General features: G+C 65.6%; 12 protein-coding genes. All 12 read left to right on the forward strand.

Going from position 1 to position 17,357, the window contains the following annotated elements:
• The first annotated feature begins 7 nt into the window (after window positions 1–7).
• The 12 genes from secE (at window position 8) to AC1D2E_RS11290 (ending at window position 17,307) form a co-directional block, all read left to right on the forward strand.
• Window positions 8–391: a preprotein translocase subunit SecE gene (gene secE, locus AC1D2E_RS11235; RefSeq protein ID WP_478176954.1), complete on the forward strand. Its 384-nt coding sequence runs from the start codon at window positions 8–10 to the stop codon at window positions 389–391.
• Window positions 391–1,005 carry a transcription termination/antitermination protein NusG gene (gene nusG, locus AC1D2E_RS11240; protein WP_478197479.1) on the forward strand — a complete coding sequence of 205 codons (615 nt, stop codon included), beginning with the start codon at window positions 391–393 and terminating at the stop codon, window positions 1,003–1,005. The genes secE and nusG overlap by 1 nt, the downstream gene beginning before the upstream one ends.
• Before the next feature lie 201 nt (window positions 1,006–1,206).
• Complete coding sequence (rplK, locus tag AC1D2E_RS11245; protein ID WP_007831051.1) at window positions 1,207–1,638, forward strand: 50S ribosomal protein L11; 432 nt, start codon at window positions 1,207–1,209, stop codon at window positions 1,636–1,638.
• A complete protein-coding gene (rplA, locus tag AC1D2E_RS11250) occupies window positions 1,639–2,337 on the forward strand; it encodes a 50S ribosomal protein L1 (protein ID WP_478197480.1) in 699 nt (232 codons plus the stop codon).
• Between the two features lie 256 nt (window positions 2,338–2,593).
• Entirely contained in the window at window positions 2,594–3,130 is a 537-nt protein-coding gene (rplJ, locus tag AC1D2E_RS11255; protein WP_478197481.1) for a 50S ribosomal protein L10, read from the forward strand.
• A 43-nt stretch (window positions 3,131–3,173) separates the two neighbouring features.
• On the forward strand, window positions 3,174–3,548 hold the full coding sequence (gene rplL / locus AC1D2E_RS11260) for a 50S ribosomal protein L7/L12 (protein WP_478197482.1): 375 nt from the start codon (window positions 3,174–3,176) through the stop codon (window positions 3,546–3,548).
• A gap of 293 nt (window positions 3,549–3,841) precedes the next feature.
• Window positions 3,842–7,966: a DNA-directed RNA polymerase subunit beta gene (gene rpoB / locus AC1D2E_RS11265; protein WP_478197483.1), complete on the forward strand. Its 4,125-nt coding sequence runs from the start codon at window positions 3,842–3,844 to the stop codon at window positions 7,964–7,966.
• 65 nt (window positions 7,967–8,031) lie between these two features.
• Complete coding sequence (gene rpoC, locus AC1D2E_RS11270) at window positions 8,032–12,270, forward strand: DNA-directed RNA polymerase subunit beta' (protein ID WP_478197484.1); 4,239 nt, start codon at window positions 8,032–8,034, stop codon at window positions 12,268–12,270.
• Window positions 12,271–12,354: 84 nt separating this feature from the next.
• Window positions 12,355–12,951, forward strand: coding sequence for a LemA family protein (locus AC1D2E_RS11275; protein ID WP_478197485.1), 597 nt, complete (start codon window positions 12,355–12,357; stop codon window positions 12,949–12,951).
• Between the two features lie 57 nt (window positions 12,952–13,008).
• Window positions 13,009–14,373: a 16S rRNA (cytosine(967)-C(5))-methyltransferase RsmB gene (rsmB, locus tag AC1D2E_RS11280; RefSeq protein ID WP_478197486.1), complete on the forward strand. Its 1,365-nt coding sequence runs from the start codon at window positions 13,009–13,011 to the stop codon at window positions 14,371–14,373.
• A gap of 34 nt (window positions 14,374–14,407) precedes the next feature.
• Window positions 14,408–14,986, forward strand: coding sequence for a DUF4390 domain-containing protein (locus AC1D2E_RS11285; RefSeq protein WP_478197487.1), 579 nt, complete (start codon window positions 14,408–14,410; stop codon window positions 14,984–14,986).
• Entirely contained in the window at window positions 14,983–17,307 is a 2,325-nt protein-coding gene (locus AC1D2E_RS11290) for a sensor histidine kinase (RefSeq protein ID WP_478197488.1), read from the forward strand. The genes AC1D2E_RS11285 and AC1D2E_RS11290 overlap by 4 nt, the downstream gene beginning before the upstream one ends.
• Window positions 17,308–17,357: the final 50 nt, after the last annotated feature.

A 17,357-nucleotide genomic window follows, 5' to 3' on the forward strand; every position in this document is an offset into this window, starting at 1 on the left:
GCCCAAGATGGCCACTTCTCAAGTCGAAACCGTAAGCACCAACGCGGACAAAGCCAAGTTGGCGATGGCCGTCGTGCTGGCGGTGGGCGCCATCGTGGCGTTCTACCTGCTCGCGCGCCAGGGTGCCGTGGTGCAGTGGGTCGCCTTGCTGGTGGGCCTGGCTGCTGCCGTGGGTGCCTTCGGGAGCTCCGAGAGCGGCCGCCAGCTGTGGGCCTTCGGCCGCGATTCGTGGCGCGAGGTCAAGAAAGTCGTCTGGCCGACCCGCAAGGAAGCGATCCAGATGACGGCTTACGTGTTCGCCTTCGTGGCGATCATGTCCATCTTCCTTTGGCTCACCGACAAGACGCTCGAATGGGTGTTTTTCGACCTCATTCTGGGCTGGAGAAAATAATGACTGACCAAGCCGTCGAAGCAGAAACCACGCCGGAAACTCACCCGGAAATCCATCCGCTGCTGGCGCCCGCCGCCAACCCGGATCTGCGCTGGTACGTGGTGCATGCCTATTCCGGCATGGAGAAGGCGGTCGAGCGCAACATCCTCGAGCGCATCAACCGCGCCGGCATGCAGAGCAAGTTCGGCCGCATCCTGGTCCCGACCGAAGAAGTGGTCGAGATCAAGAATGGCCAGAAGCGCACCACCGAGCGCCGATTCTTCCCGGGCTACGTGCTGGTCGAGATGATCATGGACGACGAGAGCTGGCACCTGGTGAAGCACACCAACAAGGTGACCGGATTCGTTGGCGGCGCCAAGAACCGCCCGGCCCCGATTTCCCAGAAGGAAGTCGAAGACATCGTGAACCAGATGCAGCAGGGCACCGAGAAGCCCCGCCACAAGGTCGAGTTCATGGCCGGCGAGTTCGTGCGGGTCAAGGAAGGCCCGTTCACCGACTTCAACGGCACGGTCGAGGAAGTCAACTATGAGAAGAGCAAGGTGCGCGTGTCGGTCATGATCTTCGGCCGCGCGACGCCTGTCGAACTCGAATTCAGTCAGGTAGAGAAGACCTGAGATATTGCGGGACAGACCATGCGAAGCGTGCTCTAAGCCTGAAACCTTGCGGGACAGACCACGCGAAGCGTGCTCTGTCCTCAACTGATCAAATTTCTTCGCGCTACCCGACTCGGCGCGAAGAGTTGTAGAAAGAGTCGTTAACCCCCGGGGAGCCCAGGCTGACAAAGCCAAGGCGTCATCACCCGCAAGGAGCAAAGCATGGCGAAAAAAATCGTCGGCTTCATCAAGCTGCAAGTGCCAGCTGGTAAGGCCAACCCGTCACCGCCCATCGGTCCCGCTCTGGGCCAGCGCGGTTTGAACATCATGGAATTCTGCAAGGCGTTCAACGCGCAGACCCAAGGCGTCGAGCCGGGCCTGCCGCTGCCGGTGGTCATCACCGCGTTCGCCGACAAGAGCTTCACCTTCATCATCAAGACGCCGCCGGCGATCACCTTGATCAAGAAGGCGATCAAGCTCGAAAAGGGTTCCGCACGTCCGCACACGGACAAGGTCGGCAAGATCACTCGCGCACAGCTCGAGGAAATCGCCAAGGCCAAGATGAAGGACCTGACCGCGGCCGATCTGGACGCGGCAGTTCGCACCATCGCCGGCTCGGCCCGCTCGATGGGCGTGAATGTGGAGGGCGTGTAAATGGCCAAGGTCACCAAGAAGCAAAAAGCCCTCGCAGGCAAGGTCGACAGCAACAAGCTGTACCCGCTGGCCGATGCGATCGGTCTCGTGAAGGAAGCCGCCACCGCCAAGTTCGATGAATCCATCGACGTCGCGGTGCAGCTCGGCATCGACGCGAAGAAGTCGGACCAGGTCGTGCGTGGCGCCGTCGTGCTGCCCAACGGCACCGGCAAGACCAAGCGCGTGGCCGTGTTCGCCCAGGGCGCCAAGGCTGATGAAGCCAAGGCCGCCGGCGCCGACATCGTCGGCATGGACGACCTGGCAGCGATGGTGAAGGCTGGCGACATGCCCTTCGACGTCGTGATCGCCGCTCCGGACGCCATGCGCGTCGTCGGTACGCTGGGCCAGATCCTCGGCCCGCGCGGCCTGATGCCGAACCCGAAGGTCGGTACCGTGACGCCCGACGTCGCGACCGCCGTCAAGAACGCCAAGGCTGGCCAGGTCCAGTTCCGCGTCGACAAGGCCGGCATCATTCACGGCACGATCGGCCGTCGTTCGTTCGACACCGACAAGCTGCAGGGCAACCTGGCAGCGCTGGTCGAAGCCCTGGTCAAGGCCAAGCCGGCTTCGAGCAAGGGCCTCTACCTGCGCAAGGTGGCCGTGTCCTCGACGATGGGTGTGGGTGTCCGCGTGGACCTCCAGACCATCGCTGCGAGCTGAGAGCGTTGATGAGATTTGCCTCGCCCGTCAAACGGTGAGGCGGATGTGGTGGGTCGGGGCAGCTTCGGTTGCCGCGAGCCATCCAAGACCGCTGGTGTGCAGGTTGCCTGTACTTAATCGCCCGACCTCCGTCGAGCGGCCAGCGCAGATGGCGACCCCACTGCAAGGAATTTGATTTTTGTTCCGAAACAGTTGGTCGCTGCATGAAGCGCGATCCGAGGCTCCTGCCGAGGATCGCATTGAAAAGGAGTAGACCTTGAGTCTGAATCGCAGTGAGAAAGAAGCGGTCATCAGTGATGTGACCAGCCTCGCCGCAAAAGCTCAAACGCTCGTGATGGCGGAATACCGTGGCATCACGGTGGCCGATATGACCAAACTGCGCAACGAAGCGCGCAGCAAGGGTGTGACTCTCAGCGTGTTCAAGAACACGCTGGCACGCCGTGCTGTCGCTGGTAGCGCGTTTGAGATCGTCGGCGACCAGATGACCGGTCCGTTGATCTATGGCTTCTCCGAAGACGCTGTGGCTGCCGCGAAAGTGGTGGCCGATTTCGCGAAGACCAACGACAAGTTGGTGATTCGCGGCGGCGCATTCGGTGGCAAGGCCCTGGACGTCGAAGGCGTGAAGCAACTGGCCAACATCCCTTCCAAGGAAGTGCTGCTGGCGCAATTGCTGGGCTTGATGCAATCCCCGATCTCGCGCACGGCCCGTGTTCTGGCCGCGCTCGCCGAGAAGCGTGGTGCTGGCGAAGCACCGGCGGAAGCTCCGGCAGCCGAAGAACCGCAGGCCGCTTGAGCCTTGCGTTTGAAACATTCAACCCAATTGTTAGGAAACAAAAATGGCATTCGATAAAGACGCATTTCTGACCGCGCTCGACAGCATGACGGTCCTGGAACTCAACGACCTGGTGAAGGCCATCGAAGAGAAGTTCGGCGTGAGCGCCGCTGCGATGTCGGCTCCCGCGGCCGCCGGTGGCGCAGCTGCCGCCGTGGTCGAAGAGCAAACCGAGTTCAACGTCATGCTGATGGAAGCTGGCGCGAACAAGGTGTCGGCAATCAAGGCCGTGCGCGAAATCACCGGCCTGGGCCTCAAGGAAGCCAAGGACCTGGTGGAAGCTGCTCCCAAGGCTGTCAAGGAAGGCCTGTCGAAGGCTGACGCTGAAGCCGCCAAGAAGAAGCTGGAAGAAGCTGGCGCCAAGGTGGAACTGAAGTAATTCGGTTCTCTTGAAGGGCTGGAGGCGCCGAAAGGCCCTCCAGCCTTTGCCGCTTTCAGAGCGCACCCGAAAGCCGGCTTGATGCCGGCTTCCCGGAGACCTTTTCAGGTCGACGGAAAGCCAAATCAAGATGTTTTTCGAGTGTCTTCTGACCCCGACTGCAGAAGACCCCCTTGGTTCGGGCGATGTGCAACGCATCGCCGTCCGCCAGGGCTGGTAGTGGCCAGCCGCCAAGGAGAGTGGTGCTCGCGCACCTCACCACGTCGCTGAAGATCTCAAGCTCCGGAGCTCTCATGGCCCAAACGTCCACGTACAGTTACACCGAACGCAAGCGCATCCGAAAGAATTTCGGCAATCGCGACAGCGTCGTCGAAATTCCCTACCTGCTGCAGATGCAGAAAGACGCGTACACCGCGTTCCTGCAAGCCGGCATCCCGCCCCAGAAACGGACCGTGGAAGGCCTCCAGGCTGCGTTCGATGCGGCGTTTCCGATCGTCTCGCACAACGGTTTCGTCGAGATGAAGTTCCTCGAGTACAACCTCGCGAAACCCGCCTTCGACGTCCGCGAATGCCAGACCCGCGGCCTCACTTTCGCCTCGGCCGTGCGTGCCAAGGTCCAGCTGATCATCTATGACCGCGAGTCGTCGACCTCGCAGTCGAAGGTGGTCAAGGAAGTCAAGGAGCAAGAGGTCTACATGGGCGAAGTGCCGCTCATGACCGACAAGGGCTCGTTCATCATCAACGGCACCGAGCGCGTCATCGTGTCGCAGCTGCACCGTTCGCCGGGCGTGTTCTTCGAGCACGACAAGGGCAAGACCCACAGCTCGGGCAAGCTCTTGTTCTCGGCCCGCGTGATTCCCTACCGCGGCTCGTGGCTCGACTTCGAGTTCGACCCGAAGGACATGCTGTACTTCCGCGTCGACCGTCGCCGCAAGATGCCGGTCACGATCCTGCTGAAGGCCATCGGCCTGAACCCGGAATCGATCCTGGCGAACTTCTTCGTCAACGACAACTTCCGCCTGATGGACAGCGGCGCGCAGATGGAGTTCGTCTCCGAGCGCCTGCGCGGCGAAGTCGCCCGCTTCGACATCACCGACAAGGCCGGCAAGGTCGTGGTCGCCAAGGACAAGCGCGTCACCGCGCGCCACACGCGCGAACTCGAGCAGTCGGAAACGACGCACATCAGTGTGCCGGAAGACTTCCTGGTCGGCCGTGTCGTGGCCCGCAACATCGTCGATCCCGACACCGGTGAAATCCTGGCCAAGGCCAACGACGAGCTGACCGAAGCGCTGCTGAAGAAGCTGCGCACGGCCGGCGTGCAGGACGTGCAGGCGATCTACACCAACGAACTCGACCAGGGCGCGTACATCTCGCAGACCCTGCGCATCGACGAGACGGTCGACGAATTCGCGGCCCGCGTGGCCATCTACCGCATGATGCGCCCCGGCGAGCCGCCGACGGAAGACGCGGTGCAGGCCCTGTTCCAGCGCCTGTTCTACAACCCGGACACCTACGACCTGTCGCGCGTCGGCCGCATGAAGTTCAACGCCAAGGTCGGCCGCGACGAATCGACCGGCCCGATGGTGCTGACCAACGAGGACATCCTGGCCGTGGTCAAGATCCTGGTCGACCTGCGCAATGGCCGCGGCGAAGTCGATGACATCGACCACCTCGGCAACCGTCGCGTGCGTTGCGTCGGCGAACTGGCCGAGAACCAGTACCGCACCGGCCTGGCCCGGATCGAGAAGGCCGTGAAGGAACGTCTGGGTCAAGCGGAACAAGAGCCGCTGATGCCGCACGACCTGATCAACAGCAAGCCGATCTCGGCCGCGCTGAAGGAATTCTTCGGCGCCTCGCAGCTGTCGCAGTTCATGGACCAGACCAACCCGCTGTCCGAGATCACGCACAAGCGTCGCGTCTCGGCCCTTGGCCCGGGCGGTCTGACCCGCGAGCGCGCCGGCTTCGAAGTGCGCGACGTGCACGTCACCCACTACGGCCGCGTGTGCCCGATCGAAACGCCCGAAGGCCCGAACATCGGCCTGATCAATTCGCTGGCCCTGTACGCCCGCCTCAACGAATACGGCTTCATCGAGACGCCGTACCGCCGCGTGGTCGACAGCAAGGTCACGATGGACATCGACTACCTGTCGGCCATCGAGGAAGGCAAGTACGTCATCGCCCAGGCCAATGCGGCCCTGGACAAGGACGGCCGCCTGACCGGCGACCTGGTGTCGGCCCGTGAAACCGGCGAATCGATCCTGGTGAGCGCCGAACGCGTCCAGTACATGGACGTGTCGCCGGCGCAGATCGTGTCGGTGGCCGCATCGCTCGTGCCCTTCCTGGAGCACGACGATGCGAACCGCGCATTGATGGGCGCCAACATGCAGCGTCAGGCGGTGCCTGTGCTGCGCCCCGAAAAGCCCTTCGTCGGTACCGGCATCGAGCGCGTCTCGGCGGTCGACTCGGGCACCGTGGTCACGGCCACCCGCGGCGGTATCGTCGACTACGTCGATGCGACCCGCATCGTGGTGCGCGTCAACGACGCCGAAGCCACCGCCGGTGAAGTCGGCGTGGACATCTACAACCTGATCAAGTACCAGCGTTCGAACCAGAACACGAACATCCATCAGCGTCCGATCGTCAAGCGCGGCGACCAGATCGCCAAGGGCGACGTCGTGGCCGACGGTGCGTCGACCGACCTGGGCGAGCTCGCGCTCGGCCAGAACATGCTGATCGCGTTCATGCCCTGGAACGGCTACAACTTCGAAGACTCGATCCTGATCAGCGAACGCGTGGTCGCCGAAGACCGCTACACCTCGATCCATATCGAGGAACTGGTGGTGATGGCCCGCGACACCAAGCTCGGTGCCGAGGAAATCACCCGCGACATCCCGAACCTGGCCGAGCAGCAGCTCAACCGCCTGGACGAATCCGGGATCATCTACGTCGGCGCCGAAGTGCAGCCGGGCGACACGCTGGTGGGCAAGGTCACGCCGAAGGGCGAGACCACGCTGACCCCTGAAGAGAAGCTGCTGCGCGCGATCTTCGGCGAGAAGGCCTCCGACGTGAAGGACACCTCGCTGCGCGTCGACCAGGGCTCGCAAGGCACCGTGATCGACGTCCAGGTGTTTACCCGCGAAGGCATCACGCGCGACAAGCGCGCCCAGCAGATCATCGACGACGAGCTGAAGCGCTTCCGCCTCGACCTGAACGACCAGCTGCGGATCGTCGAAGCCGACGCCTTCGACCGGATCGAGAAGCTGCTGACCGGCCGTGTCGCCAATGGCGGCCCGAACAAGCTGGCCAAGGGCACCAAGCTCGACAAGGCTTACCTGACGTCGATCGAGAAGTTCCACTGGTTCGACATCCGCCCGGCGGAAGACGAAGTGGCGACCCAGCTCGAGTCGATCAAGAACTCGCTCGAGCAGACGCGCCACAGCTTCGACCTCGCGTTCGAAGAAAAGCGCAAGAAGCTCACGCAGGGCGACGAGCTGCCCGCGGGCGTGCTCAAGATGGTCAAGGTCTACCTGGCCGTCAAGCGCCGCCTGCAGCCCGGCGACAAGATGGCCGGCCGCCACGGCAACAAAGGTGTGGTGTCGAAGATCGTTCCGGTCGAAGACATGCCGCACATGGCCGACGGCACGCCGTGCGACATCTGCCTGAATCCGCTGGGCGTGCCCTCGCGGATGAACGTCGGGCAGGTGCTCGAAGTGCACCTGGGCTGGGCCGGCAAGGGCATCGGCCAGCGCATCGGCGACCTGCTGCAGCAAGAGGCCAAGGTGGCCGAAGTGCGCAAGTTCATGGACGAGCTGTACAACGGCTCGGGCCGCAAGGAAGACCTCAGCAAGCTGAGCGACTCCGACGTGCTCGAGATGGCGGCCAACCTGTCGAGCGGCGTGACCTTCGCGACCCCGGTGTTCGACGGCGCCTCGGAAGAAGAAATCCGCGGCATGCTGAAGCTCGCCTATCCGGACGAGATCGCCAAGCTCAAGGGCCTGACCGATACCCGCACCCAGGCCTACCTGTACGACGGCCGCACCGGCGACCAGTTCGAGCGTCCGGTCACCGTCGGCTACATGCACTTCCTGAAGCTGCACCACCTGGTGGACGACAAGATGCACGCCCGCTCGACCGGCCCGTACTCGCTGGTCACGCAGCAACCGCTGGGCGGCAAGGCCCAGTTCGGTGGCCAGCGCTTCGGTGAAATGGAAGTGTGGGCGCTCGAAGCCTACGGCGCCGCCTACGTGCTGCAGGAAATGCTCACGGTGAAGTCCGACGACGTGGTGGGCCGTACCAAGGTCTACGAGAGCATCGTCAAGGGCGAACACTCGATCGAAGCCGGCATGCCGGAATCGTTCAATGTGCTGGTCAAGGAAATTCGTTCCCTTGGTCTCGATATTGAACTCGAACGGTCCTGAGACCTTGCGGGACAGACCACGCGAAGCGTGCTCTGTCCTCAACTGATTTACTAGGAAAGAGTCACATGAAGTCATTACTCGACCTGTTCAAGCAATTCACGCCGGACGAGCATTTCGATGCCATCCGCATCGGCATGGCCTCGCCCGAGAAGATCCGTTCGTGGTCCTTCGGCGAAGTGAAGAAGCCCGAGACGATCAACTACCGGACCTTCAAGCCCGAGCGCGACGGCCTGTTCTGCGCCAAGATCTTCGGCCCCATCAAGGACTACGAGTGCCTGTGCGGCAAGTACAAGCGCCTGAAGCACCGCGGCGTGATCTGCGAGAAGTGCGGCGTCGAAGTCACGCAGACCAAGGTGCGTCGCGAGCGCATGGGTCACATCGACCTGGCCGCGCCCTGCGCCCACATCTGGTTCCTGAAGTCGCTGCCGTCGCGCCTGGGCCTGGTGCTCGACATGACCTTGCGCGACATCGAACGCGTGCTGTACTTCGAAGCCTACGTGATCACCGACCCCGGCATGACCCCGCTCAAGAAGCGCGACATCATGTCCGAGGACGACTACGACGCCAAACGCAAGGAATACGGCGACGAGTTCGTCGCCAAGATGGGCGCCGAAGGCATCAAGGACCTGCTCGAAGGCATCGAACTCGACAGCGAGATCGAACGCCTGCGCGGCGACCTGACCGGCTCCGAAGTCAAGGTCAAGAAGAACTCCAAGCGCCTCAAGGTGCTCGAAGCCTTCCGCAAGTCGGGCATCAAGCCCAACTGGATGGTGCTCGAAGTGCTGCCCGTGCTGCCGCCGGACCTGCGTCCGCTGGTGCCGCTGGACGGCGGCCGCTTCGCCACCTCCGACCTGAACGACCTGTATCGCCGCGTCATCAACCGCAACTCGCGTCTGCGTCGCCTGCTGGAGCTCAAGGCGCCGGAAATCATCGCGCGCAACGAGAAGCGGATGCTGCAAGAGGCGGTCGACTCGCTGCTGGACAACGGCCGTCGCGGCAAGGCCATGACGGGCGCCAACAAGCGCGCGCTGAAGTCGCTGGCCGACATGATCAAGGGCAAGAGCGGCCGCTTCCGCCAGAACCTGCTGGGCAAGCGCGTCGACTACTCGGGCCGTTCGGTCATCGTGGTCGGCCCGACGCTCAAGCTGCACCAGTGCGGCCTGCCGAAGCTGATGGCACTCGAACTGTTCAAGCCCTTCATCTTCTCGCGCCTCGAAGCCATGGGAATCGCGACCACCATCAAGGCGGCCAAGAAGGAAGTGGAATCGGGCACGCCGGTGGTCTGGGACATCCTTGAAGAAGTGATCAAGGAACACCCGGTGATGCTGAACCGTGCGCCTACGCTGCACCGGTTGGGCATCCAGGCCTTCGAGCCGATCCTGATCGAAGGCAAGGCGATCCAGCTGCACCCGCTGGTCTGCGCGGCCTTCAACGCCGACTTCGACGGCGACCAGATGGCCGTCCACGTGCCGCTGTCGGTCGAAGCGCAGATGGAAGCCCGCACCTTGATGCTGGCCTCCAACAACGTGCTGTTCCCGGCCTCCGGCGAACCGTCGATCGTGCCTTCGCAGGACGTGGTGCTGGGCCTGTACTACACGACCCGCGACCGCATCAACGCCAAGGGCGAAGGCCTGATCTTCTCCGACATCGGCGAAGTCCAGCGCGCGCTCGACGCCAACGTGGTCGAGCTCACCGCCAAGGTCGCGGTCCGCATCACCGAGTACACCAAGGACAAGGAAAGCGGCGCGTTCGTGCCGTCGACCTCGCTGGTGGACACGACCGTGGGCCGTGCGCTGCTGTCCGAGATCCTGCCGAAGGGCCTGCCGTTCTCGAACATCAACAAGGCGCTGAAGAAGAAGGAGATCTCCAAGCTCATCAACGTCTCGTTCCGCAAGTGCGGCCTGAAAGAGACCGTCGTGTTCGCCGACAAGCTGTTGCAGAACGGCTTCCGCCTGGCGACCAAGGCCGGCATCTCGATCGCGATCGACGACATGCTGGTTCCGGCCGAGAAGCACGGCATCATCGACCGCTCCGCCAAGGAAGTGAAGGAGATCGAGCAGCAGTACGTCTCGGGTCTGGTGACCTCCGGCGAGCGCTACAACAAGGTGGTCGACATCTGGGGCAAGGCCGGCGACGAAGTGTCGAAGGTCATGATGGCCAAGCTGTCGAAGCAGACCGTCATCGACCGCCACGGCAAGGAAGTCGAGCAGGAGTCCTTCAACTCGATCTACATGATGGCCGACTCGGGCGCTCGCGGTTCCGCCGCGCAGATCCGCCAGGTGGCCGGCATGCGGGGCCTGATGGCCAAGCCCGACGGCTCGATCATCGAGACGCCCATCACGGCGAACTTCCGCGAAGGCCTGAACGTGCTGGAGTACTTCATCTCCACCCACGGCGCCCGAAAGGGTCTGGCCGACACGGCGCTGAAGACCGCGAACTCCGGTTACCTGACGCGCCGCCTGGTCGACGTGACGCAGGACCTGGTCGTGATCGAGCAGGATTGCGGCACCCACGAAGGTGCCGTGATGCGCGCGATCGTCGAAGGCGGTGAAGTCATCGAATCGCTGCGCGACCGCATCCTGGGCCGTACCGCGGCCGAGGACGTGCTGCATCCGGAAACCCGTGCGGTGCTGGCCAACGCCGGCGACATGCTCGACGAGGACCTGATCGAAGMGCTCGAAGCCGAAGGCGTCGACGAGGTCAAGGTGCGCACCGCGCTGACCTGCGCGACCCGCTTCGGCATCTGCGCCAAGTGCTACGGCCGCGACCTCGGCCGCGGCGGCCTGGTCAACAACGGCGAAGCGGTCGGCGTGATCGCCGCCCAGTCGATCGGCGAACCCGGCACCCAGCTGACGATGCGGACCTTCCACATCGGTGGCGCGGCCTCGCGTGCGGCGGTCGCCTCGAGCGTCGAAGCCAAGTCGAACGGTTCGATCGGCTTTAACGCCACGATGCGCTACGTGACCAACAGCAAGAGCGAGCTGGTCGTGATTTCGCGTTCGGGCGAGATCGTCATCCATGACGAGCACGGCCGCGAGCGCGAGCGCCACAAGGTGCCGTACGGTGCGATCCTGGCGGTGAAGGCCGACCAGACCATCAAGGCCGGCCACGTGCTGGCCAACTGGGACCCGCTGACCCGCCCGATCATCACGGAATTCGCCGGCTTGACGAAGTTCGAGAACGTCGAGGAAGGTCTCACGGTCGCCAAGCAGGTGGACGAAGTCACCGGCCTGTCGACGCTGGTCGTGATCGATCCGAAGCGCCGCGGCGCTGCCAAGGTCGTGCGTCCGCAAGTGAAGCTGATCGACGCCTCGGGCGCCGAGGTCAAGATCCCCGGCACCGACCACTCGGTGACGATCGGCTTCCCGATCGGCGCGCTGGTGCAGGTGCGCGACGGCCAGGACGTGGGCCCCGGCGAAGTGCTGGCGCGGATTCCGGTCGAAGGCCAGAAGACCCGCGACATCACCGGCGGTCTGCCGCGCGTGGCCGAGCTGTTCGAGGCCCGTTCGCCGAAGGACAAGGGCATGCTGGCCGAGATGACCGGTACCGTGTCGTTCGGCAAGGAGACCAAGGGCAAGATCCGCCTGCAGATCACCGACCCCGAAGGCACGGTCTGGGAAGACCTGGTGCCGAAGGAAAAGAACATCCTGGTGCACGAAGGCCAGGTGGTGAACAAGGGCGAAAGCGTGGTCGACGGCCCGGCGGACCCGCAGGACATCCTGCGCCTGCTGGGTTCGGAAGAGCTCGCGCGCTACATCGTGGACGAAGTGCAGGACGTGTACCGCTTGCAAGGCGTGAAGATCAACGACAAGCACATCGAGGTGATCGTTCGCCAGATGCTGCGCCGGGTCGTGGTCGAGAACGTCGGCGACACCAACTACATCGCCGGTGAACAGGTCGAACGCAGCGAGATGCTCAACACCAACGACGCTCTGCGCGCCGCTGGCAAGATCCCCGCGACGTTCACCAACCTGCTGCTGGGTATCACGAAGGCATCGCTCTCGACCGACAGCTTCATCAGCGCCGCATCGTTCCAGGAAACGACGCGCGTGCTGACCGAAGCCGCGATCATGGGCAAGCGCGACGAGCTGCGCGGCCTGAAGGAAAACGTCATCGTCGGCCGCCTGATCCCTGCGGGCACCGGCATGGCGTACCACCAGGCACGCAAGGTCAAGGACGCGATGGACGAGGCCGAGCGGCGCGCGATCGCCGAGTCGGAAGCGGCCGAACTGGCCGGTGCCGGCAGCGTCGCCGACGAAGCCACGACCACGGTCGATGCCAGCGAAGGTGCGGCCAGCGAATAACTGGTTAGCATCTCCGGCCATGACCGGAACACGAAGCCCCCTTTCCGCCCGCGGATCGGGGGCTTTTTCATTCAGGCCGGCGACATGAGCAGCTGGCCCGATTCACTGCCGTTCTGGATCGGCGGCGCGCTGGCGCTGTTCTGGTTCGTCGGCGCCTACAACCGGCTGGTGCGGCTGCGTTCGGCCGCCCTGCAGGCCTATGCGACGCTCGACGCCGCGCTGGTGCGCCAGCTCGAGTTCGTGCTGGCGCGGACGGCCGAGTCCGACGCGGCCGCAACGGCGTCCGCCGAGCCGCCCTCCGGCGTTTCGCTGCAGGCCGCGGCCGGCCAGCTGGCGACGCTGCTGGCCGCGACCCGGCTGCGGCCGCTCGACCCGGCCGGCATCGCCGCCCTGGGCACCGCCTTGCACGTGCTGCTGGCGGCCTGGCTGCACCTGCATCCGGAAGCCGTCGTCAGCTTCGAGGCCGACGGCACCTTGTCGCGGCCGGTGCCCCTCCACGGCACCGACGAGCCCGCGCCGGACAGCGTGCCGCTGGCCTGGCCCGAGCCCTCGGCGGCGGCGGAAATCGCCCGCAGCCAGTTCAACCAGGCGGTGCTGCGGTACAACGCGGCGATCGGCCAGTTTCCCGCGCTGCTGGTGGCGTGGATCATGCAGCTGCGTCCGGCGGCCCTGTTGCGCTGACTCGCTCGCGGCAATCGCCGCCCCTCTCATTTCCCGCGCCTTTACCATCGACCCAAGTTGCCAGATCTTTCAGACACCCCTTCCGTTTCGCCGAACGCTTCGCCGCCCCTGTGGCGCCAGTTGCAGTGCACCGCCGCGGCGCTCGCCTCGATCCGCAGCGGGCAGTCGGGCTCGGCCGCCTTCGAGGCCGTCGAGCCGGCGCTCCGGCCCGGCGTGCAGGCGCTCGGCTTCCAGGTGCTGCGCTGGCTCGGCCGCGCCGAGGCGCTGCGCCGCCAGCTGGCCAAGAGGACCCCGCCACCGGCCGCCGACGCCTTGCTCTGCACGGCGCTGGCGCTGGCCTGGGACGCCGAGCGCTCGCCCTACGAGCCTTTCACGCTGGTCGACCAGGCGGTCGAGGCCGCCAAGCGCAATCCGGGCACCCGGGCCCAGGCCAGCTTCATCAATGCCTGCCTGCGGCGTTTCCTGCGCGAGCGCGACGAACTGGTGGAGATCACCGACCGCGAGCCGGTCGCCCAGTGGAACCATCCGCGCTGGTGGATCGAGCGGCTCAAGCGCCAGCATCCGCGCGAATGGCAGCGCGTGCTGGCAACCGACAACACCCAGGCGCCGATGACCCTGCGCGTCAACCTGCGCAAGACCAGCGTCGCCGCGTTCCGCCAGGGCCTGGCCGCCGCGGACCTGCCGGCGGTCCCGGTCGGCCCCAGCGGCTTGCAGCTGGCGCGAGCCCGGCCGGTGTCCCAGATCCCCGGATTCTCGGCGGGCGAATGCTCGGTGCAGGATGMGGCCGCGCAAATCGCCGCCCCCTTGCTGCTGTCCGGCCTCGGCCGGCGGGGCGGCGCGCCGCTGCGGGTGCTGGACGCCTGCGCGGCGCCGGGCGGCAAGACGGCGCATCTGCTCGAGGCGGCCGGCAGCGCGGCGATCGAAGTCACCGCGCTGGAGGTCGATGCGGCCCGCAGCCGGCGCATCGAGGAGACCCTGTCCAGGCTCGGCCTGGGCGCCAGGGTCGTCGTCGCCGACGCCTCGCGGCCCTCCGACTGGTGGGACGGCCAACCCTTCGACGCCATCCTGCTCGACGCCCCATGCACCGCATCGGGCATCGTTCGCCGCCATCCCGATGTGCGCTGGCTGCGGCGCGAAAGCGACATCGAGCAACTGGCGGTGCAGCAGGCCATGCTGTTGGCGGGCCTGTGGCCGCTGGTCCGGCCGGGCGGCCGGCTGCTCTATTGCACCTGTTCGGTGTTTTTCGAGGAGGGTGCGCACCAGATCGAGGCGTTCCTTGGACACAACACCGATGCCCGTTTGCTGCCCTCGCCGGGCCATTTGCTACCCCAAAGCGGGGTGAATGCGCGCGGCGTCCCGGACAATGCCTTGGGTGATCACGACGGTTTCTTCTACGCGCTGCTCGAGAAGCTGCCACGCTGAAAGGCGCTGGCCGGCTCGGCTGGCCGCGTTCCTGATGCTGGTCTGGGTGCTATCGGCCTGGTTGCCCGGCTCCGCCTGGGCGGATTCGCGTGGTCCCTCGATCTCCCATCTGCGGCTCGAGCAGGCGGACGACGGCGTCTACCTCACGGCCCAGGTCCAGTTCGAGCTGCCGCCGGTGGTCGAGGAGGTGCTCGAAAAGGGCATCGCGATCTATTTCGTGGCCGAGGCCGAGCTGTACCGGGAACGTTGGTACTGGACCGATCTCAAAATGGCTCAGGCGGCGCGCTACATGCGGCTGGCCTACCAGCCCCTGACCCGCCGATGGCGTCTCAACGTATCCCCCGTGCCCATCACCAACTCCGGCTTCGGCGTCTCGCTGAACCAGAACTTCGACACCCTCGCCGATGCCCTCGAGGCCATCAGCCGGGTCGGTCGGCTGCGGCTGGGCGACCTGGCCGAAATCGGTGACGACGCCACCCACCCCGTGAGCTTCCGCTTCCGGCTCGACACCTCGCAGCTGCCCCGGCCCTTCCAGATCGGTGCGGTCGGCCAGACCGACTGGAACATCTCGGTCGAAAAGAGCGTCCGGCTTCCGCTGGAGAAATCGAAGTGAGCACAAACCTGCGGGCGACCCCTCGGGCGTCGCCGGCGGCGCGGCGCTCGCGCGCCATCCGCTGGGCGATCGGGGTGGTGGCCGCGCTGGTCACGGCCATCGGCCTGGTGCTGATGTTCCTGCTGGCACAGGCCACCAACAACCGCGCCCTGTACGAGCGCAACTACACCCGCCTGTTCGGCATCAACGTGGTGGTCGCGACCGTGCTGGTGATCGTCATCGGATGGGTCGCGTTCCGGCTGCTGCGGCGACTGCGGCAGGGCAAGTTCGGCAGCCGGCTGCTGATCAACCTGGCGATGATCTTCGCGCTGGTCGGCGTGGTGCCGGGCTTGCTGGTGTACGTGGTCTCCTACCAGTTCGTCGCCCGTTCGATCGAGAGCTGGTTCGACGTCAAGGTCGAAGGCGCCCTCGACGCCGGTTTGAACCTCGGACGCGCCACGCTGGATTCATTGGCCGACGAGCTCGCGAGCAAGGCGCGCACCGCCAGTGCGCAGCTGGCCAACGTGCCGGACACGCGCGCCGGGCTGGTGCTCGAGCGCATCCGGGACCAGTTGGGCGCCACCGATGTCATCCTCTGGACCGGCAGCGGCCAGCTGGTGGCCAGCGCGGGCGCGTCGCGCTTCCAGCTCAGCCCCGAGCGGCCGACCCCGCAGCAGTTGCGGCAGGTGCGGGCCGACCGCGCGGTCGCGCACATCGAAGGCCTCGACGAGAGCTCGGCGCCGGGCGCGCCGGCGCCGGTCGCCAGCGTCAGGGCGCTGGCGCTGGTGCAGAGCCAGGGCTTCGAGTTCAACACCGAGCCGCGCTTCCTGCAGATCACCCAGCCGCTGCCGCCGGCCGTGGTGAGCAACGCGCTGGCGGTGCAGGAGGCCAACCGCGAGTACCAGGAGCGGGCGTTGGCGCGCGAGGGGCTGCGCCGCATGTACATCGGCACGCTGACGCTGACCCTGTTCCTGGCGGTGTTCGGCGCCGTCCTGCTGGCCGTGCTGTTCGGCACCCAGCTGGCCCGGCCGCTGCTGGTGCTGGCCGACGGCGTGCGGCAGGTGGCCGGCGGCGACCTGCGGCCCACTGCGGTGCTGCAGGGCCGCGACGAGCTCGGCGGCCTGACGCGCTCCTTCGCCATGATGACGCAGCAGCTCGCCGATGCGCGCGGCGCGGTCGAGAAGACCATGGGCGAGCTCGACGCCGCCCGCTCGAACCTGCAGACCATCCTGGACAACCTCACCTCCGGCGTGATCGTGCTCGACGCCCAGGGTTTCATCCGTTCGACCAACCCCGGCGCGACGCGGGTGTTGAGGGCGCCGCTGGCGGCCTTCGAAGGCCAGCGGCTGTCCGACGTGCCGGGCCTGACGGAGTTCGCGCAGAACGTCCAGCAGCAATTCGACGATTTCGAGGTCGAACGGCTCCAGCACGGCCTCGATCACTGGCAGCACGCCTTCGAGCTGCACGCGGGCGGCGACGTCATGGACCAGGACACCATCAACATCGTGGCGCGCGGCGCCGAACTGCCGGGCGCCGAGCGGCTGCTGGTGTTCGACGATATCTCCGAGATCGTCTCGGCCCAGCGCGCGCAGGCCTGGGGCGAGGTGGCGCGCCGGCTGGCCCACGAGATCAAGAATCCGCTGACGCCGATCCAGCTCTCGGCCGAGCGGCTCGAGATGAAGCTCTCGGGCAAGGTCGCCCAGCCTGAGCAGGCGATCCTGACCAAGTCGGTCAAGACCATCGTCGACCAGGTCGACGCGATGAAGCGGCTGGTGAACGAATTCCGGGACTACGCGCGATTGCCCGCGGCCGATCTCCGGCCGGTCGACCTGAACGGTCTGATCCTGGATGTGCTGCATCTCTATCCGGCCGAGAATGYGCCGGTGGCTTTGCGGCCCGAACTCGACGCGCGCTGTCCGCCGATCCGGGCCGACGAGCAGCAGATCCGCCAGGTCATTCACAACCTGTTGCAAAACGCCCAGGATGCGGCGGAGGCGAATGCCGGGCGCACCGGGCAGCCGGCCGAGGTCGTGATCCGCACCCGCCTCGGCGAATCGGGCCAGCGGGTGCGCCTCACGGTGCAGGACAGCGGCCCCGGCTTTGCCGAGCACATCCTCAAGCGGGCCTTCGAGCCCTACGTCACGACCAAGGCCAAGGGCACCGGGCTGGGCCTGGCGGTGGTCAAGAAGATCGCCGACGAGCACGGGGCCCGGATCGAACTTTCGAACCGCCTGGTCGATGGGGCTGTGGCTGGGGCGCAAGTCTCGCTATCATTCGCGCTTGCAGCGCAGCCGCAGGTAGCGGCCGCTTACACCGAAGATTCGAAGTCATCCATCATCTGAGCGCTTGCCGCGCGCGGCAGTGGACCCGGCAAACGGACCGATCACTCTAA

Source organism: Variovorax sp. P1_H2 (assembly GCF_056405295.1).

Coding starts and splice junctions, on each gene's coding strand:
- secE (WP_478176954.1), top strand. CDS start 8: ATGGCCACTTCTCAAGTCGAAACCGTAAGCACCAACGCGGACAAAGCC.
- nusG (WP_478197479.1), top strand. CDS start 391: ATGACTGACCAAGCCGTCGAAGCAGAAACCACGCCGGAAACTCACCCG.
- rplK (WP_007831051.1), top strand. CDS start 1,207: ATGGCGAAAAAAATCGTCGGCTTCATCAAGCTGCAAGTGCCAGCTGGT.
- rplA (WP_478197480.1), top strand. CDS start 1,639: ATGGCCAAGGTCACCAAGAAGCAAAAAGCCCTCGCAGGCAAGGTCGAC.
- rplL (WP_478197482.1), top strand. CDS start 3,174: ATGGCATTCGATAAAGACGCATTTCTGACCGCGCTCGACAGCATGACG.
- rpoB (WP_478197483.1), top strand. CDS start 3,842: ATGGCCCAAACGTCCACGTACAGTTACACCGAACGCAAGCGCATCCGA.
- AC1D2E_RS11275 (WP_478197485.1), top strand. CDS start 12,355: ATGAGCAGCTGGCCCGATTCACTGCCGTTCTGGATCGGCGGCGCGCTG.
- AC1D2E_RS11285 (WP_478197487.1), top strand. CDS start 14,408: ATGCTGGTCTGGGTGCTATCGGCCTGGTTGCCCGGCTCCGCCTGGGCG.